17 protein-coding genes are annotated in these 17,793 nt (G+C 35.4%); 12 read left to right on the top strand and 5 right to left on the bottom strand.

All coding sequences use genetic code 11. The annotated features are described in order from the left end of the window. Positions 1-7 precede the first annotated feature (7 nt). Both DFR56_RS04025 and fabG read right to left on the bottom strand, forming a co-directional pair. A complete protein-coding gene (locus DFR56_RS04025) occupies positions 8-781 on the bottom strand; it encodes a DeoR/GlpR family DNA-binding transcription regulator (RefSeq protein WP_110394143.1) in 774 nt (257 codons plus the stop codon). Between the two features lie 114 nt (positions 782-895). After that, complete coding sequence (gene fabG, locus DFR56_RS04030) at positions 896-1,666, bottom strand: 3-oxoacyl-ACP reductase FabG (RefSeq protein ID WP_110394144.1); 771 nt, start codon at positions 1,664-1,666, stop codon at positions 896-898. Between the two features lie 475 nt (positions 1,667-2,141). Here fabG and DFR56_RS04035 point away from each other — a divergent pair, with 475 nt between their 5' ends. The 8 genes from DFR56_RS04035 to DFR56_RS04070 all read left to right on the top strand — a co-directional run bounded on the left by DFR56_RS04035 (position 2,142) and on the right by DFR56_RS04070 (position 11,355). Then, positions 2,142-3,944: a sensor histidine kinase gene (locus tag DFR56_RS04035; RefSeq protein WP_110394145.1), complete on the top strand. Its 1,803-nt coding sequence runs from the start codon at positions 2,142-2,144 to the stop codon at positions 3,942-3,944. Then, positions 3,925-4,977 (top strand): response regulator transcription factor, encoded by a 1,053-nt coding sequence (locus tag DFR56_RS04040; RefSeq protein ID WP_158525496.1) that lies wholly within the window; start codon positions 3,925-3,927, stop codon positions 4,975-4,977. The genes DFR56_RS04035 and DFR56_RS04040 overlap by 20 nt, the downstream gene beginning before the upstream one ends. Positions 4,978-5,123: 146 nt before the next feature. Beyond that, complete coding sequence (locus DFR56_RS04045) at positions 5,124-6,509, top strand: ABC transporter substrate-binding protein (RefSeq protein ID WP_110394147.1); 1,386 nt, start codon at positions 5,124-5,126, stop codon at positions 6,507-6,509. 54 nt (positions 6,510-6,563) lie between these two features. Then, positions 6,564-7,448, top strand: coding sequence for a carbohydrate ABC transporter permease (locus DFR56_RS04050; RefSeq protein WP_110394148.1), 885 nt, complete (start codon positions 6,564-6,566; stop codon positions 7,446-7,448). 128 nt (positions 7,449-7,576) lie between these two features. Then, complete coding sequence (locus DFR56_RS04055) at positions 7,577-8,275, top strand: carbohydrate ABC transporter permease (protein WP_207518877.1); 699 nt, start codon at positions 7,577-7,579, stop codon at positions 8,273-8,275. Positions 8,276-8,320: 45 nt separating this feature from the next. Continuing rightward, positions 8,321-9,280, top strand: coding sequence for a Gfo/Idh/MocA family protein (locus DFR56_RS04060; RefSeq protein WP_110394150.1), 960 nt, complete (start codon positions 8,321-8,323; stop codon positions 9,278-9,280). A gap of 17 nt (positions 9,281-9,297) precedes the next feature. Next, positions 9,298-10,308: a Gfo/Idh/MocA family protein gene (locus tag DFR56_RS04065; RefSeq protein WP_110394151.1), complete on the top strand. Its 1,011-nt coding sequence runs from the start codon at positions 9,298-9,300 to the stop codon at positions 10,306-10,308. A 15-nt stretch (positions 10,309-10,323) separates the two neighbouring features. Further along, positions 10,324-11,355, top strand: a complete 1,032-nt coding sequence (locus tag DFR56_RS04070; RefSeq protein WP_110394152.1) for a Gfo/Idh/MocA family protein — start codon at positions 10,324-10,326, stop codon at positions 11,353-11,355. A gap of 463 nt (positions 11,356-11,818) precedes the next feature. Here the strand turns inward: DFR56_RS04070 and DFR56_RS04075 are convergent, their stop codons facing one another. From DFR56_RS04075 to bioD, 3 genes are all read right to left on the bottom strand, one after another. Continuing rightward, positions 11,819-12,040: a hypothetical protein gene (locus tag DFR56_RS04075; protein ID WP_110394153.1), complete on the bottom strand. Its 222-nt coding sequence runs from the start codon at positions 12,038-12,040 to the stop codon at positions 11,819-11,821. A gap of 311 nt (positions 12,041-12,351) precedes the next feature. Continuing rightward, the gene (bioA, locus tag DFR56_RS04080) at positions 12,352-13,716 is read right to left on the bottom strand and encodes an adenosylmethionine--8-amino-7-oxononanoate transaminase (protein ID WP_110394154.1); all 1,365 of its coding nucleotides are present in this window, start codon (positions 13,714-13,716) and stop codon (positions 12,352-12,354) included. Positions 13,717-13,727: 11 nt separating this feature from the next. Continuing rightward, a complete protein-coding gene (gene bioD, locus DFR56_RS04085; RefSeq protein WP_110394155.1) occupies positions 13,728-14,432 on the bottom strand; it encodes a dethiobiotin synthase in 705 nt (234 codons plus the stop codon). A 94-nt stretch (positions 14,433-14,526) separates the two neighbouring features. Between bioD and DFR56_RS04090 the strand changes: the two genes are divergently transcribed. The 4 genes from DFR56_RS04090 to bioF are packed head-to-tail and all read left to right on the top strand — an operon-like array spanning position 14,527 to position 17,499. After that, a complete protein-coding gene (locus DFR56_RS04090) occupies positions 14,527-15,087 on the top strand; it encodes a biotin transporter BioY (protein ID WP_244916424.1) in 561 nt (186 codons plus the stop codon). Positions 15,088-15,108: 21 nt separating this feature from the next. Continuing rightward, a complete protein-coding gene (locus DFR56_RS04095; protein WP_211320606.1) occupies positions 15,109-15,603 on the top strand; it encodes a hypothetical protein in 495 nt (164 codons plus the stop codon). Further along, the gene (locus DFR56_RS04100) at positions 15,587-16,345 is read left to right on the top strand and encodes a 6-carboxyhexanoate--CoA ligase (RefSeq protein ID WP_110394156.1); all 759 of its coding nucleotides are present in this window, start codon (positions 15,587-15,589) and stop codon (positions 16,343-16,345) included. The genes DFR56_RS04095 and DFR56_RS04100 overlap by 17 nt, the downstream gene beginning before the upstream one ends. After that, the gene (gene bioF / locus DFR56_RS04105) at positions 16,342-17,499 is read left to right on the top strand and encodes an 8-amino-7-oxononanoate synthase (protein WP_110394157.1); all 1,158 of its coding nucleotides are present in this window, start codon (positions 16,342-16,344) and stop codon (positions 17,497-17,499) included. The genes DFR56_RS04100 and bioF overlap by 4 nt, the downstream gene beginning before the upstream one ends. Positions 17,500-17,793: the final 294 nt, after the last annotated feature.

A 17,793-nucleotide genomic window follows, 5' to 3' on the forward strand; every position in this document is an offset into this window, starting at 1 on the left:
ATATTCATTAGAAAATTTCAGCTACTAAAAGTTCAATTTCTTTTTCGATTAAGGTACTTTTCCATTCCTCTGAGCATTTTTCACTTGTAACAATTACCGATATATCTGTCAACGCACAAATATGTGCAAATGTTGTCTTACCAAACTTTGTATGATCAGCTAGAATAATGGCTTCGTTTACGCGTTTAATCATTTTTCGCGACATGCTCGATCCATGCAAATCATAGTCTGTAATTCCATCTTTTATAGAAACACCACCAGCTGCAATAAATGCTTTATTCACTTTCAATTGACCAAGGGACATTTCAGACAATGAACCACTAGTGAACTTTTGATGGCGTTCAACCTCCCCGCCAAGAAAAATAATTTGACCATGGAACATTTCCATTGCTAACAGAAGCACTGGCACCGAGGCTGTAATGACCTTAACATTATTTTTACCATTTAAAAAACGGACGATATCTAATGTCGTTGTACCGTGACCGATAAGAATACTATCTCCATCCTCAACAAGGTCTGCTGCCGCTTTAGAAATGGCTCTTTTTTCTTGTTTGTTCAATGTCGTCTTCTGATCAAAGGTTAGTTCTGTCGTTAGTTTCGCTTTTACTGCTCCTCCGTACACTTTTTTTAACAAACCGTTCTTTTCCAGCTTGTCTAAATCGCGGCGAATCGTTTCTCCAGACACGTAAAGACTTTCCGCGAGTGTTCTTACTTTAACAATTTCGTCTTTTTCTAAGGTTTCCAATATTGTTTTTTTACGCGCTTCAAAAGTTAATGACATTGTAATTACCACCTATTTTTCTATATTTCGGAAGGTGTGCACGCCCCTTTAGTTTAATTCACATAATATTTGACCGGAACAAAAATTTAGTAAGCGCTTACAGTTATATGATTATTATTTTGCCTGTAAATCTTCTGGTACCGTTTGTCCACCATCGACAACAATGGTTTGACCTGTAATGAAACTTGTATGTGGCGAAGCGAAAAACATAGCTGCGTAACCGATATCTTCTACCTCTCCAAGCTTGCCCATTGGGATTGCGTTGGTCATTACTTCTAGATATTCATCCCCTAGATCCTCCAGTCCTTCCGTTCGGATATTACCTGGCATTACCGCATTTACAGTGATATCATGACTGGACAACTCAAGAGCAGCTGATCGCATATACCCTAATTGTGCCGCTTTACTTGCTCCATAATGTGTCCAACCACGATATCCTGTTAATGGTCCTGTAATAGATGATGTCAAAATAATTCTTCCGTAATCTGCCTTTTTTAAATGTGGCAAGCAGGTTTGTATAGAATAATGTGTGCCCTTTACATTTGTATCCATCACATAATTCCAGTCTTCATCTGATATCTCTTCAATCTCATCTTGGGGAAAAATTCCTGCATTTGCACATAACACATCAATACCACCAAATTTCTCAGCGACTGCATTAACTGCTCTTTCCATTGACTCCTTATCTGTCACATCACCTGAAATTGCATAAGTAACTCCACCGTCAGCATTCAATTCAGCTGCGCACTCTTCTGCAGTTGACAACGTTCTTCCAATTATCGCGACATTTGCTCCATGTTGTGCAAATACCTTTGCTATCCCCTTTCCAATTCCTTTGCTTCCACCAGTGACAATCACCGTTTTCCCCTTTACAGAGTTGAACATCTTTTAACATCTCCTTATGAAATATTTTGGAACTCATCAAAGTTCCACACATATTTATGTTGTTTCCTCTTTCTTGTTGTGGTTTTCAAAATAATAACACTTCCCAAAGGAATAGTCAATATTATCTGAAAATTTTGTTTCGACAAAATTTTCAATGTTTACATAATATTAATTTTATTCTTTTAAGAGGAGGTTGGTTTCCCCTTTAAACAACGAGAATAAAAAAACACTATTCGTCTGGACAAAATTCACCTTTATCACTATCATTTTACTCTCAATGCCTCTTACATGATTCCATCAATATGAGTCAAATGTTAAGTTACATTGTCTATTAATCTTGATAAAAGTTACTTTAACGCTAGTAAAGCTTCTCTTTGTGCACAACCTTTGCTTCACCTAACCACACTACACTTTTTTATGTATAATAATAATTACACTTGAAGCTTTAATAACACCTTTGAAAGGAGGTCACCCTATGAGTCTACTGCAGAATTTTTTTTACTTTATCATGAATCGAACATTTTTCACAAAAATATTTATTTCCATATTCATCTCTTCTTTTATCGGTATAGTGACGATTGCGATAATCAATCATCAGTATTTTAAACATATATTAATAAATAACGAGATGGAACGTGTTCAACAATCGATCAATCAGTCGGCAGTTAACCTGGATAATTTATTATCAAGAATTATTAATGATATGGACTATTTTATCACTTATTATGAAAGCGATATCATTCATATTAATACGAATAATCAAACCAATCCTGCTGATGTTGAAAAGTTTATGAATGATTTAGAAACATTTCAACTGCGATTTACGGATGAATTAGAGTCCGTATTCTATTATAAAGAAGATGAGCAAAGTAAAGATCCTATCTTTATTCATAATAATAACTTACATCGAATCCCTAATATCATTTATGTTGAACATGAATGGTACAAGCATTACAGAAACAACGTTGACCTCCCTACTTGGACCGTGCCGACGGATCAACATTTATTTTATCAAGATCGTTCACAAAAGACTGTTTGGCTTACGATTGGAAAGTATAGTAAAGGGTCGGAGTTTGGTATTTTTGTCATTCGGATTAATTCAAAGATTTTTAGTGACTTATTTCGTGAGCTTGCAAATGATGATTTAATGATTGAAATTAGAGATGGTAACGGAAATGAAGTGTACGCTACACATTCAACCGATCATCTTATCAACAATTCAGACTGGCTAGAAACGACATCTACTTTAGAGAAGTCAGAGTTTAATATTCATGTGTTTATCAATAAACTCGCCATTACAGATAAGGTGAACCAAGTTCAGTCTATTAATCTTATGATGGTGCCACTTATCCTAGTCGTTACTTTCTTGTTCTCATTAATTTTGTCTTTAACATTAAGTCGACCTATCAAAGAGATGTTACGACTACTGAAACAAGTGGAAAATGGTAATTTTGATGTCCGCTTTCCCAACCGTTACAAAGATGAGATTGGGATTTTAGGTAAAGGTTTTAATAAAATGATTGCGAATGTAAAAAATCTGATTGATCAAGTGTTTGTTATCAAAATGGATAAGCTAAAAATGGAATTAAAACAAAAAGAATCTACTATTTTAGCAATGCAAAATCAAATTAATCCACATTTTTTGTACAACACATTAGAAACGATTAATTGTCATGCGATTGTTCATCATGTTCCGAGCATTAGTAATATGAGTCAAGCTTTAGCCGATTTCTTCCGTTATTCGATTGAAAAAAATCAAATTATCGTATCTTTACAAGAAGAAGTAACCCATGTAGAAACGTATTTGCATATTTTAAATGAAAGATATCCCGAAATTGAAATTAGTATTAATATTCCAGAACCTTTTTATTCTTATTCGATTATTAAATTATCGTTGCAGCCATTGATTGAAAATGCATTTCAACACGCTTTTTCCGGTGAGCGAGATTATTACCTAAATATTTATACAGAAGATATCAATGAGCTTCAGTATTCTGTATGTATTGAAGATAATGGAGAAGGAATGGACAAAGATAAATTAGATGCTTTAAATGAATCATTAAACAACTTATCTGCAAATGTTGATGCAACGATCGATAAGGACAAAAACAAAAAGAGTTTCCATCATGGAATCGGGATTTTAAATGTCCATTCACGTATTCTGTTAAGTTTTGGATCTTCTCACGGTGTAAGGTTAAAAGAATCGATGTCTGGAGGCTTACTTATCCAAATCACACTACCTAAAAAGGGGAATGAGCATGAAACTATTAATCGTTGATGATGAAGTTGTCATACGTCAAGGAGTACAGACATTACTTGAAAAGAGTGGATTTCCAATTACGAGTCTTTCAGAAGCAAAAAATGGAAAGGAAGCGCTCCGTTGTATCAAAAATCAACTTCCTGATATCGTTATTACCGATATTCGCATGCCTGTAATGGATGGTTTAGAACTTTCAAAACGATTATCTTCTATACATTCCGATATTGAGCTAGTTATTTTAACTGGATATGCAGATTTCCAATATGCACAAGCTGCTGTAAAGTATGGAGTTCTTGATTATATCTTAAAACCTATTTCCCAAGAAAGTATAAACGACACGATGATGAAAGTATTATTAAAACATTCTTCAAGATGGTCAGATGATATTAATAGTAAATGGATGGCTGAAATCAATAAGATTGTCTCTCATATAATAAAAGAATTGTTGGCGGAAAATAAGCTGGAGATGAAACAAATATTGGATCAATGGAAAGCTTATTGTTTTCATCATCAACTATCTTTTATTAAAATTAAAAAACTAATGGGTTATTTTCACTTTTTATTTAAAACGAAAATGATCACTTACTATAATCATAAGACAGATGTTGAAACACCTTCGAATAACGCTTTTTCTATAGATGATTTATTCGCTGATTATTACGAATATCTTTTAAAACAGTTAAACCATATTCAACAAAATAGAATTCCTAGAAGTTCAATTATTATTCAACAAGTAGTTAGCGAAATTCACCATAACTTTGCCGATCAAGGGTTAAATATTAAGCGACTAGCTGAGCAATCAAATATATCAAACTCTTATTTAAGCAAAATTTTTAGAGAGACGATGAATGTCCCAATAACCCAATATATTAGTGAATATCGTTTAGAAATGGCCCGAGAAAGGCTAGAGTCTGATAAAGAAACTAAAATTATCGATATTTGCTTTGCTTGTGGATTCAATGATTATCCGTATTTTTCAAAGTTTTTTAAAAGGACGTACGGGGTATCTCCACTTCAATATCGTGAAAAAGTGAGGTGTCAAATAAGTTAATTTTTGTAGGACAACAAATAATTTTATTCGACATGTTCAAAAGCTCCCTTTCTAAGTATGATTATTTATGAATCGAATAATCAGAATATTAAAAAGGGGGCTTCATCTTTTTAGTTGTTTTTATTCATTATTTAGGGAGGGGTTGTATGAGAAAGATCGTTTTTAAATTTCCTTTACTTCTATTGTTCGCTTTTATATTGTTACTCGCTGCATGTGGTGGAAGTAATGAGGAAGCTGATTCTGAAGGGAAGAAATCAGCTGATTCACAAAATTCTAGTGAAAATAGTGATTTAGCAGCATGGGGAAAAGAAATAAATGAACAATTTAGTGGAGAAGAAATTAATTTAGCCTTTGCTTCTCACCCATCAACAGATTCTTTTCAACAGATGACAAAGGATTTTGAAAAGTTAACTGGAATTAAAGTTCGATGGGAAGTTATGGAACAAACATATTTAAAAAATAAGCAACTAATGGACTTTACTTCTAAAACTGGTACGTATGATGTGTTAATGGTCGATAACTTCTGGGGTGATGAATATGTTACTAAAAAAGTGATCGAACCACTAGATAGTTATTTAGAGGATGAATCATTAACTCCAGAATGGTTCAATTATGAAGATATCGTTCCTGCTTATCGAAATGGATTTACGAAGTTTGATGGTAAAACGTATGGTATCCCGACTGCTGGAGAAACACGATTTATCGGATATCGTACAGATTTATTTGAGAAATATGATAAAGAGCCACCGAAAACGATGGCTGAATTTAAAGAGTTAGCGGAGTTTTTTAATGGGAAAGAAGATGATTTATACGGTGTATCCATGCGTGCACAAAGAGGTATCCATTTTGCATCAGGGTTAATGAGTGTACTTTATAACTTTAGTGATGGGTTCTTCGATCAAGAAACTGGTGAAATTTTAATGGATGATCCAAAAACAGTGGAAGCTCTTCAGTTCTATGTTGATATGTTGAAACTAGCTCCACCTGATGTTGCTTCCTACACGCACGAAGAAGCGTTATCAGCATTTATGTCCGGTAAATCTGCCATGTGGCTAGATGCAACGGCAATTGCACCACAAATTCTTGATCCAGAAAAGTCATCCATTGCGGATAATGTTGCCTTTGTTCCAACTCCCGAGGGACCTGCTGGACGTGCAAGTGCATTAGCTGGTTGGAGTATGGCAATTCCTGAAACATCTAAAAAGAAAGAAGCTGCCTGGGCTTTTATTGTCTATATGAATAGTGAAGCGATGAGTGAATTATATATGGCGAATGGTGGTGTACCTGTACGTACATCTCAATTTGAGGCTGCCGGAGATGGAGAAAAATTAAATCCTATTATTTTGGAAGCGCTTGAAGATGCAAACGCTTTAGTAGAGAGAGGTATTTCATGGGTACCGCCTAGTCCTAATTTAGGACAAATATTAGACCGTGTTGGTTATTATGGCAGCATGGCATTAAGTGATGAAATTTCAGTGGAAGAAGCTTCTATAAAAGCACAAAAAGAAATTGAAGATATTGGGATAGATTAATCCATAAAGGGCCAGACTTTTTGGCCCTATTATTGAATAGCAAAGGGGAATTTTATGATACGAAATTACTTAAATAAAAATCCTCATTTCATTTATATTATGCCAGCAATAATATTATTGGGGATCCTTACATTAATACCGACTATTTTCTTATATTTTATTAGTATGACAGATTACGAATTAGGCTCTCCATCTTTTAATTTTGTCTGGTTCGATAATTATACTAGATTATTACTCGAAAGTGATGAGTTTTGGCACTCATTAAGAATCAGTGTCTTTTTTAGTGTTATTGTCACGTCCATACAGTTAGTATTAGGATTCTTTTTAGCCAAATTACTTGATCGTCCGATGCGATTTAAGTTTTTAGTTTTTGCATGTTTGATTATTCCAATTGCAATGACACCTAGTATTACTGGACAAATTTGGAAGTTAATGTTGAATGCAGAATATGGAGTAATCAATTACCTGCTTTCTTCCCTGACTGGTCTAAAAGTTATTTGGCTTTCAACGGAAAATGCTTTTTTATCGACGATGTTAGTAGATATTTGGCAAAACACACCTTTTGTCGCATTAATTATTTATGCTGGTTTAAAATCATTACCGGAAGATCCATATGAAGCTGCTGTGATGGACGGCGCATCGAAATTTCAACTGTTTAGACATATTACATTACCATTATTAAAGCCAATTATTTTACTGGCAATTATTTTTAGATTAATTGATTCGTTACGTACATTTGATATTCCGTTCTCCTTAACACAAGGTGGACCTGGAAACGCAACTGAATTTTTAAGTTTACATATTTATCGACTTGGATTTGCGCAAACTGGTTGGATTGGAAGGGCTTCGGCAACTTCGGTTATTTTACTTATTATTACAACGGTCATCAGCTTGATTCTGATAAGAATGCTTAGAAAGGGTGTGCAAGATACAGAATGAGCTTAGTTAATATTAAATCAATTATGATCAACAACTTATTCCGATTACTTATCATTTTAGTTTGCGCTCTATGTGCTTTTCCTCTTTTTTGGATGTTGATCGTTAGTTTAAAGTCAGGAGTTCTGATTTTGGATCCTAGTGTTTGGTTTTTCACGCCTACACTTGAAAATTATCAAGATGCTTTTTTCTATCGAAACATTTTAGACTATATTAAAAATAGCTTTATCGTTGTCGTGATTACTACCTTCTTTTCGATCTTAATTGGTGGAATGGCTGCATATGGTTTTGCTAGATTTAATTTTAAAAAGCGGGAAGATACTGCATTTTGGATTCTAAGTTTAAGAATGTTACCTCCTTTAGCAACGGTTATTCCATTTTTCGTTATGGCACATTTATTAAAAGTACTTGATACACATATCGTGCTCATAATCTGTTATATGCTTTTTAACATTCCATTTACCATTTGGATGATGCGCGGATTTTTTGAAGAAATACCTGAAGAAATTGAAGAGGCAGCGTTTATTGATGGCTGTTCCCGCTTCCAAGTATTTATCAAAATCGTACTTCCACTAGCAATACCTGGTTTAATAGCGACAGGAATTTTTTGTATTATTAACTCTTGGAATGAATTTGTATTTGCTTTATTTTTAACGAGCTCTGATGCAATCACCCTCCCAACGACAGTTACATTATTTCTTTCTATTTCTGGCGTAGCTTGGGGAGAGATGTCTGCCGTTGGTGTCATTACTGTTATTCCAGTATTAATTTTCGCCATGCTCGTTCAAAAATATATGATTAGAGGTCTGACATTTGGTGGGGTAAAATAGACTTCTACTCCATCGTTTAATTTACTTGTATTAGGAGGAATATAAATGAAAGTTGCTGTACTTGGTAGTGGATTTATGGGAAAAACTCATGCAGAAGCATTGAAACAAATAAAGAATGTTGAGTTAGTAGGAATTTATACAACGAGTCATAATCCACAAAGTGTCACTTCCTTTGATAGTCCGATTTATACATCATTTGACAAATTAATGATGGAACAGAAACCAGATATAGTAAGTGTTTGTTTACCAACTCACTTACATAAGCAATATGTGTTAAAAGCTGCAGAACTCGGTGTTCACATAATATGTGAGAAGCCTATTGCATTAAATTTAGAAGATGCACGTGAAATGATCTCCGTTTGTGAGGAAAAAAAAGTAAAACTGTTTATTGGACATGTTTTGCGCTTTTTTCCAGAGTATCATCAGTTAAAAACGGATGTAGACACGGGGAAAGTTGGAAACATTGGGGTCATGCATACACGAAGAGCAAATGACCATCCTGGCATTCACCATAAATGGTATAACGATTACAAGAAGAGCGGTGGGGTGATTCTTGATTTAATGATCCATGATTTAGATTTTATGCGTTATTTAAATGGAGAAGTAAAATCTGTTTTTGCTATGAATAAACGAGCAGACAATTTGGATTATGCATTAGTTACATTACTCTTTGAGAATGATGCTATCGCAAACTTGGAAGGACTTTGGGGAAGACCTGGCTCTCTTGAATACAGCTGTGAAGTGTATGGAGATAAAGGTGTTTTACATTTAAGGAACGGCAAAGACCCAGTAAAAGTTAGCTTACATGATAAAGATATTAAAACAATCAATCCGTTATACAATGACCCATATTACTTACAATTGAGTCATTTCATAACTTGTTTGAAAGATAATGAAGAACCGATTGTTACTACTTCTGACGCTTATGAAGCGGCGAAATTATCCTTAGCTGCACTTAAGTCAATCAATAGTAGTAAACCAGTATTGATAAAAGATGTTACGTAATATTGGAGGTAAAGAGTATGAAAAAAATAAAAGTTGGCATGATTAGTTTTGCTCATGCAGGTCATCCAGATAGTTATCTTTCTTTTTTAATCAATCATCCAAATGTTGAAATAATCGGTCTTGCTCATCACGATAAAGAACGTCTTCAAAAGCATCTAGATGCATATGCACTTCCGTATTACGCAAATTATGAAGAGTTATTACAAACAGATTGTGATGCAGTCATTATTTGTTCAGAGTATGTAAATCATGCAAAAATTGTCATGGAAGCTGCGGAAGCGAAAAAACATATTTTATGTGAAAAACCGTTAGGATTGTCTATTCCAGAAATGCGAGCAATGATTAAGACTTGCAAAGAAAATAATGTTCAGTTAATGACTGCGTTTCCGTCACGATTTTCAAAACCTATTCAAGAAGTAAAAAAGATGATTGATCGTGGTGGCTTAGGCGAAGTTTTAGCAATTAAAGGAACAAACCGTGGGGTGAATCCTGGTAGCTGGTTTATCGATCCGCTGAAATCAGGTGGCGGAGCTTTAATGGACCATACCGTTCACGTGATGGATTTAATGTTTTGGTTAACTAACTCGGAAGTGAAAGATGTTTATACAGAAGCGAGTACGAAATTTAACGATATTGATGTTGAAGATGCTGGTATCGTACATGTTACATTCAACAATGGTACGATTGGTGTCATTGATACGAGCTGGTCGTTGCACGAATCTTTTCCAAGAAGTTTTGACTTAACGTTACAAATTACAGGTACGAAAGGATCGATTTTTGTTGATGTGCTCGGTCAAAGCAATGAATTGTACAGCAAAGAAACAAAAAAAGCAACATGGGAATTTTGGGGAGATAATATTGATCAATACTTAGTAAATGCTTTTGTCCACGCAATCGTACACAATGAACAAGTCCCAATAACTGGTGAAGATGGCTTTAACTCAACAGCAGTAGCATTAGCAACATACGAGTCTTTGAGAATGAAAGAACCCGTTGACTATAACTCTTTCATTCAAAGTAAATTATAATATATGGTGACTAAGATGAAAAAAATCAAAATTGGAATTATTGGTGCTGGTACTTGGGGAGAAACACATGCAAGAATATTTAAGGAAGATCTAAATACTGAACTGACTGCCATTTGTGACTTACAAGAAGAAAAAGCGCTATCTTTAGCGAAGTCTGTATGTTTACCACAAGCATGCGTTTATACAAATCATGAGGATATGTTACAACATGCGGCATTAGATGCCGTTGCAATAGTCACACCAGATTTTGCTCATTATCATCTTGCAATGGATTGTATTAAGGCAAAAAAGCATATTATATTAGAAAAACCATTAACTACTAATGGTGCAGAAGCTAAACATATTGTTCAAGCAGTGAAAGAGAATAATGTTCGCTTAATGGTAGATTTACATAGTAGATGGAGCCCTCTTTTTGCTTTGACAAAGGAAGCAATTAAAGCTGACGAAATTGGAGAAGTACAACATGCATATTTACGACTAAACGATATTAAATATGTAGCAACCGACTTGTTACCTTGGGCAGAAAAGTCTTCTATTTTATGGTTTTTAGGTTATCATGCTGTAGATTTACTTCGTTGGCTTTTCAACGATGAAGTGGAGAGAGTTTATTCTGTATCACGAAAAGGCGTATTAAATGCGGAAGGTGTCAACACAGATGATGTTTTTCAGTCCATATTAGAATTTAAAAAAGGTGGGATTGCCACACTAGAGAATGCTTGGATTACGCCAAATTCACATCCGAATATTAATGATATAAAATTGAATATTACTGGTAGTAAGGGAATGCTCAATGTCGATCCAACAAATAGCCGTGTGATAGAAAAATTTACGGAACATTCATATGAACAACCGGATTATCTCGTTCGACATTCCGTTCATGGTAAGTATAAAGGATTCGCTTACGAAAGTATTCGGCACTTTATTGATCAACTTGTTTCAGGGGAGGATTTCTACGTAACAGTGGAAGACGCCTATCATACAACTATCGTTGTTCAAACTTTACTTGAATCTGCTAAAACGCGAAAACCTATCGTTGTTGAATATTAATGAGAATTCCCTTTAATTGGACATCCGTTTACGTAAAGGGAGTTTTCTCTTTAACTTAAAAGTAGTGTTCTTTAAACTTTCAAAAGATCCCAAAAAATAGCACGGTCCACAACCGTGCTATTTTAAATGAATTTTAAAACTCCATTTTATTTCAATATTTTTCCTAAGTTGAAATCATTTTATGTTTAATTATTATAACATCAGGATAAAGGATTTTTTGTCAATTTTTTTTACTCCATGTATATATTCTACTTCAATATCACAGTGACTATTTCATCTACTCTTGCTTTAGTGTTTCCTTTGCTAATGTTGATTCGATCACTTTTTTTGGGGTATTTCATCCCCAAAAATCCCTTTTTATTCCGACTCTTCTCCCATTTCCTCTAATGCATCAGGATAAATAATTTCGCTAAATACTTCTTTCGTTTCGGCATCTTCAAGCGAGATCGTTACTTTTTCTTTTTCAATGTCTTTCCCATTGAAGACTTGATAAAATAAACTGATCACTCCTAAGGAGAGTTGTGACAAATCCATCAAAACTATTTTCAAACATTTCCTGATCGACAACCATATGTATCTTCGTAAAGTCATCATTGTATGTAATATCGTGAATGGAGGCGAATTCTTCATCTTCTGCAATTTCAGCTATCATGTCTACTAACTCTTCTTTCATTTCTGCTAACATTTCTTTATGTTCTCTTTTGGACATCATATGTCAGACTAAATTACCTCATTTCTTTTTTACTATTGCTAATCAACTATTTTCTTTTAATTTTATCTATCTCGTGATTCTGACTTCAATTCCTACCACAAACTATGAACACCATTACTTTCAGCTAAAAAGTTCATCCTACTATACGTGTATGATTTTCTTGATCAAGTTTTACGCCAAGATAAACACAAAAAAACAAAACAGGCTAACCATCCCGTTAGCCCGCTTCACTTTTATTTCCACATCGGCTGCAATGGCTACGCTAGAATCAACATCAGCATTGCCTATACATTCACTTTCTCCCCCACATCTTCCGTCACTTGCTCTATTCCCTTCCTTAATATCGTTAACATTTCAGCTAACTCTTCGTATGTTGCTGACAGTGGTGGCATAAAGACGATAACATCTCCAAGCGGGCGGGTTAACATCCCTAGTTCACGCATTTTTAATGTCGCTTGATAACCGACTCGCTCCTCCCATGGAAATGCTTCCTTCGTCTCCTTATTTTTTACAAGTTCAATTCCACACATTAAGCCTAACTTCCTAACATCTCCTACATGCTCCAATTTAGCAATTTCTTGTAATTGATTGGCAAGCCACTCAGATTTCTCCTCAGCTTGCTTCACAAGATTTTCCTTTTCAAAAATTTCTAAATTTGCTAAAGCAGCTGCACAGCCTAATTGGTTGCCTGTATAAGAATGTCCGTGATAAAAGGTTTTTCCTTCTTTAAAGTCTGCATAAAACGCTTGATAAATTTCTTCACTTGTAAGTGTTGCAGCGATTGGTAAATAACCGCCTGAAATTCCTTTTGCAAGTGTCATCATGTCTGGTTGGACATTTTCATGTTCGACTGCAAACATTTTCCCTGTCCGACCGAATCCAGTCGCAACTTCATCGACAATAAGTAAAATATTGTATTTGCGACATAATTGTTCGACCCCTTTTAAATATCCATTTGGCATGACGTTCATCCCGCCTGCTCCTTGCATAATCGACTCGACTGTCATCCCGGCAATTTCATCATGATGATTTTTAAAAATTTCTCCCAATTCAGTAAGCGATTGTTCACAAACGACTTTTTCATCATCAGAAGGATGATGATACACATTTGGATAAGGAACGACGATTGAATCAAATAAGAGGGAATTGTAGACACGATGATAAATATCAATTGATCCAACACTCATCGTTCCAACTGTATCGCCATGATATCCATTACGTAAAGTGACAAATTTCTTTTTATGTGGTTGTCCTACATTTTGCCAATATTGATAGGCCATTTTAATAGAAATTTCAACCGATGTTGCACCACTATCCGAATAAAAGACTCGTGTTAATCGTTCGGGAGCCAGATCGATGATTTTTTTAGCAAGTAAAATAGACGGGACATTTGCTGCCCCTAACAATGTAGAGTGGGAAATTTTATCCAATTGCTTTTTAATCGCTTCGTCTATTTCTTTTTTTCGGTGCCCGTGTACATTCAACCAAAGTGAAGAATAAGCATCCAAATATTCATTTCCTTCGATATCTTTTAAATGCACTCCTTCCCCACTCTCGATAATAAGTGGATCTTTCTCATAATCACTCATTTGTGTAAATGGTAACCACATATGTTGTTTACTAATATGTAATAATTGTTGCTGATCCATTCGAATCCTCCTTAATTTTTGGTTATATTTTTATCCCAATTTTTCGTTAAGATTGCTCGTTCTTCTTTTTTCTTCAATCGCTGTTCTAGATTGTGTACAAAAGGAACCGTGCCGACAACTGGTACATTCGTTAACTGCTCGATCATTTTAATATTGTCATTTTCTAGTGTCTCGTCCTCCCTTCCCATCCCATTTAAGATGATACCGGCAATTGGAATCTGTTTTGCTTGGATGACCTTGATTGATAAAACGGTATGATTAATCGTTCCTAGTCCTGCTTCTCCTACCAAAATGACGGGATACATCAACTCTTTCATGAAATCAATCATACAATAACCTGTTTTTGTCATTGGAACATAAAGTCCACCCGCTCCTTCTACAACGATACCGTCATACCTTTTTTCAATTTCTGTTATATGCTGGTGGATTTTCCCCAAATGAAAAGTGACATTTTCCTTTTCCGCTGCTAAATGCGGGGAACTCGGCATTTGTAATACATATGTACAATGGCGATCAAATTCCGAGTCTTTAAATACGTGCTTATACATTTCTGGATCAGGAGCAAGTAACTTTCCATCTACAATATTTGCCCCTGTTTGAATCGGCTTATAAGGAAAAAGTTGTGTATGCTGGTCACTTAAAAAATCAGTAAGTAGTGTTGTTACAACGGTTTTTCCAACATTAGTCCCTGTACCTGTGACAAAATAACTTAACATTCGTCCCCTTCTTTCTCATTGTTAACCATTTTACTTTAAGGTTAACATATATTATGATTAGTCACAAGAAAATAATTCAAGGGGGAAAATTGATTTGAAAACGAAACCATTGATTCTTTGCTCCTTGTTTGCTGCATTGATGGGGGTAGGGGCAAATGTTTCTTCATTTCTTACGATTGGTGGAGTACCAATCACTTTACAATTACTATTCGCTATTTTAGCTGGGGGCGTATTAGGAAGTAGACTTGGAGCTTTTAGTATGTTCGCTTATTTATTTATCGGTCTCATCGGTGCTCCTGTATTCGCTCAATTTAAAGGAGGAGTAGGCTCCATCTTTAGTCCAACTTTTGGCTTTATCATTTCATTTATTTTCGTCAGTTTCCTTGTTGGTACATGTATTGAAAGATGGGGAAATAACCGTAAGACTTACCTGTTTGCAGGCGTACTTGCTATTTTAGTTAATTATGTGATTGGGACAAACTATATGTTTGCCGCGCTACAATGGTGGGCGGATGCACCTGAAGGATTTAGTTACCTCGTTGCCTGGTCTTGGATGGGAGCATATTTGCCGTTAGATATAGTAGTATGTGTTTTTGCCTTCACATTGTTAAAGCGGCTACATCATGCGTTACAACCAATGCTTGTAATGAAATAAATTTTAAAGGAGATCGTTTCATTGAATAAAAAAGTATATACAATCGTTGAAATCAGTTTACTTGCATCCTTTATCATTATTAGTGGGGCATTTAAAATACCAACAGGCATTCCGGGGAGTGAATTTCAAATGTCTGCACCGATTGCTATTGCCATTTGTGCGGTATTTGGTTTTAAACGCTATATTATTGCCGGTATTATAGCTAGTAGTATTTTATTTATGCTTGGCATACATACATTGCTCAACATTGAAATCGCCATGATTTTCCGCATTGTTGGTGGGGGAATTGTCGCCATATTTAGGACTCGATTACCTGTTCTAATAGTTGCAGGACCAATTGGAACATTAGCAGCTAGATTTGTACTTGCTCTAACTTTACAGGTACCTGCACTTTCTCTCATTATCGCAGCTATTCCAGGGATGATTTTTACAGCAATAATGAGTTATCCAATCATGAGAGTCATGCAAAAAGTCTATCAACGAAAAGGAATGAAACAACATGAAAAAATGGTATAGTATACGAATGCGTTCAAGCAAAGGAGGTTCTCACGAAAACGGAGGTCAGCATATTTCTGGAGCAGAGCGACTTGTCAAACAAACAGAGATAGAGACGACGGCTCTTGAAATGATTCATCGTGCCTCTAATCATACACGTGGTAAAGCAGATTTTATTTCATTAAAGATTGAAACCGTTCAGCCAAATGAAATCCACTATATTTCACCTTTACGAGTGAAGGAAGTGACTAATTCACATCCCCATACAGCGAAGAAAGTAATTAGCGAACAATTAGCAACCTTACCGATTCAGCAAGAGCTACTTTTTTCTTTATATGATTGGGTGATCCATGACGAGATGACTAGAGGAGCCATCATTGTAGACATCAACAATGGGAAACGGTTGGATCCTTCCATTAATCGGGGTATACGTGTGTCACATGTTGATTGGGATAATCAATTTAAAGATAGATGGCAAATCAAAAACGATATCTTTTATAATGAAAGACGTGCAGAAGCAATTGCTTTATCTTCTAAAGTTGCTGCAGCTGGAACTATTTGTGAAATTTGTTGTTCTGATGATCCTGAATATACGACTGGCTATCTTTCTTATCAAAACACGTTCATTCGAGTTCCAAATATGAAGGAGAAATATTCACCTCGGGGTGGACGTGTGTTTATCATTGATTCAACTAATATTCAGCTTGATCAATACATTCACTTTTTAGAAAAAACACCAGTACTTATAGGGGTAAAGGAATGAACAATTGGATTAGGCAGGAATCAAAACGAAAACAGCAATCACCTTTATACAGAAATTTAGTGATTACGGATAAAAACACACCTGAAACATTGATTAACGGTGAACGGAAGATTTTAGCCGCTTCTAATAATTATTTAGGACTTGCTACTGATGCACGGGTTATTGCAAGTGCTCAAGAAGCGGTGGAGCGTTACGGAACAGGAAGTGGTGGTTCACGTTTAACAACCGGAAACTTACCGATCCACGGACAATTAGAACAAGAACTAGCTCGCTTTAAACAAACAGAAGCATGTCTTTTATATTCTAGCGGATTTTTAGCTAATTTAGGTGTAATAAACGCTTTAAGTGATTCGGAAACGATTATTTTTAGTGATGAATTAAATCATGCTAGTATTATTGACGCTTGTCGCTTAAGTAAAGCAAGGATAATCATTTACAAACATACAGATATGAAAGATTTAGAAAAAAAATTAGCCGAACATCGAAATCATGCTAAAAAGATAATCGTAACAGATGGTATCTTTAGCATGGATGGTGACTTAGCGCCACTAGATACATTAAATTTTTTAAAAGAAAGACATGGAGCATTACTAATTGTCGATGACGCTCATGCGACTGGTGTCATTGGAACACTCGGTCGTGGGAGTGCGGATTATTTTCAAGCAAATGTAGATGTGACAATAGGAACATTAAGCAAGGCGCTCGGAAGTGAGGGAGGGTTTGTTTGTGCGAATAATGAGACGATTGCATTACTAATTCAAACTTCGCGATCGTTTATTTTCCAAACTGCACTCGCTCCCGCTTCTGTAGCGGCGGCACTTATGAGTATTCATATCATTCAATCAGAACCGGAACGACAACAGCGTTTATTAAAAATTGGAATGGTGTTGCGAAAAGCGTTAAACCAATTAGGGTATACAGCTTTAAACGGAATTAGTCCAATAATCCCTGTTATCATTGGATGTGCCAAACATGCGGTGCATTTTCAAAACATGTTAAATGAAAATGGTATTTTTATTCCTGCTATCCGTCCACCAACTGTCCCTGAAAATACGAGCCGACTCCGCTGTACGCTAATGGCAACACATACGGATGAACATGTCCAATTTATAGCGAATACATTTAGAAAAATAAAACATGAACAGCTTTCTTGAATTGAGCAGTAGTAATCTGTTATTTACTTAAGATAAAATTCCCAAAGGCTAGAGACCGAACAGTTTTATTTACATTTATTTGTATTTCTATAAACCAACCTTTGTTTTTAGATAAAAAATAGCACAGCCTGCTACAGCTGTGCTACTTTTATTCCGACTCTTCTCCCATTTCCTCTAATGCATCAGGATAAATAATTTCGCTAAATACTTCTTTCGTTTCGGCATCTTCAAGCGAGATCGTTACTTTTTCTTTTTCAATGTCTTTCCCATTGAAGACTTGATAAAATAAACTGC

It is taken from the genome of Pseudogracilibacillus auburnensis, from assembly GCF_003201975.1.
GTDB lineage: Bacteria > Bacillota > Bacilli > Bacillales > Amphibacillaceae > Pseudogracilibacillus > Pseudogracilibacillus auburnensis.

Coding starts and splice junctions, on each gene's coding strand:
- DFR56_RS04040 (WP_158525496.1), top strand. CDS start 3,925: ATGAAACTATTAATCGTTGATGATGAAGTTGTCATACGTCAAGGAGTA.
- bioD (WP_110394155.1), bottom strand. CDS start 14,432: ATGTTAAGTTATTTTGTCACAGGTACAGGGACTAATGTTGGAAAAACC.
- DFR56_RS04100 (WP_110394156.1), top strand. CDS start 15,587: ATGAAAAAATGGTATAGTATACGAATGCGTTCAAGCAAAGGAGGTTCT.
- DFR56_RS04045 (WP_110394147.1), top strand. CDS start 5,124: ATGAGAAAGATCGTTTTTAAATTTCCTTTACTTCTATTGTTCGCTTTT.
- DFR56_RS04060 (WP_110394150.1), top strand. CDS start 8,321: ATGAAAGTTGCTGTACTTGGTAGTGGATTTATGGGAAAAACTCATGCA.
- DFR56_RS04050 (WP_110394148.1), top strand. CDS start 6,564: ATGATACGAAATTACTTAAATAAAAATCCTCATTTCATTTATATTATG.
- bioF (WP_110394157.1), top strand. CDS start 16,342: ATGAACAATTGGATTAGGCAGGAATCAAAACGAAAACAGCAATCACCT.
- DFR56_RS04075 (WP_110394153.1), bottom strand. CDS start 12,040: ATGTTAGCAGAAATGAAAGAAGAGTTAGTAGACATGATAGCTGAAATT.
- fabG (WP_110394144.1), bottom strand. CDS start 1,666: ATGTTCAACTCTGTAAAGGGGAAAACGGTGATTGTCACTGGTGGAAGC.
- DFR56_RS04035 (WP_110394145.1), top strand. CDS start 2,142: ATGAGTCTACTGCAGAATTTTTTTTACTTTATCATGAATCGAACATTT.
- DFR56_RS04070 (WP_110394152.1), top strand. CDS start 10,324: ATGAAAAAAATCAAAATTGGAATTATTGGTGCTGGTACTTGGGGAGAA.
- bioA (WP_110394154.1), bottom strand. CDS start 13,716: ATGGATCAGCAACAATTATTACATATTAGTAAACAACATATGTGGTTA.
- DFR56_RS04025 (WP_110394143.1), bottom strand. CDS start 781: ATGTCATTAACTTTTGAAGCGCGTAAAAAAACAATATTGGAAACCTTA.
- DFR56_RS04065 (WP_110394151.1), top strand. CDS start 9,298: ATGAAAAAAATAAAAGTTGGCATGATTAGTTTTGCTCATGCAGGTCAT.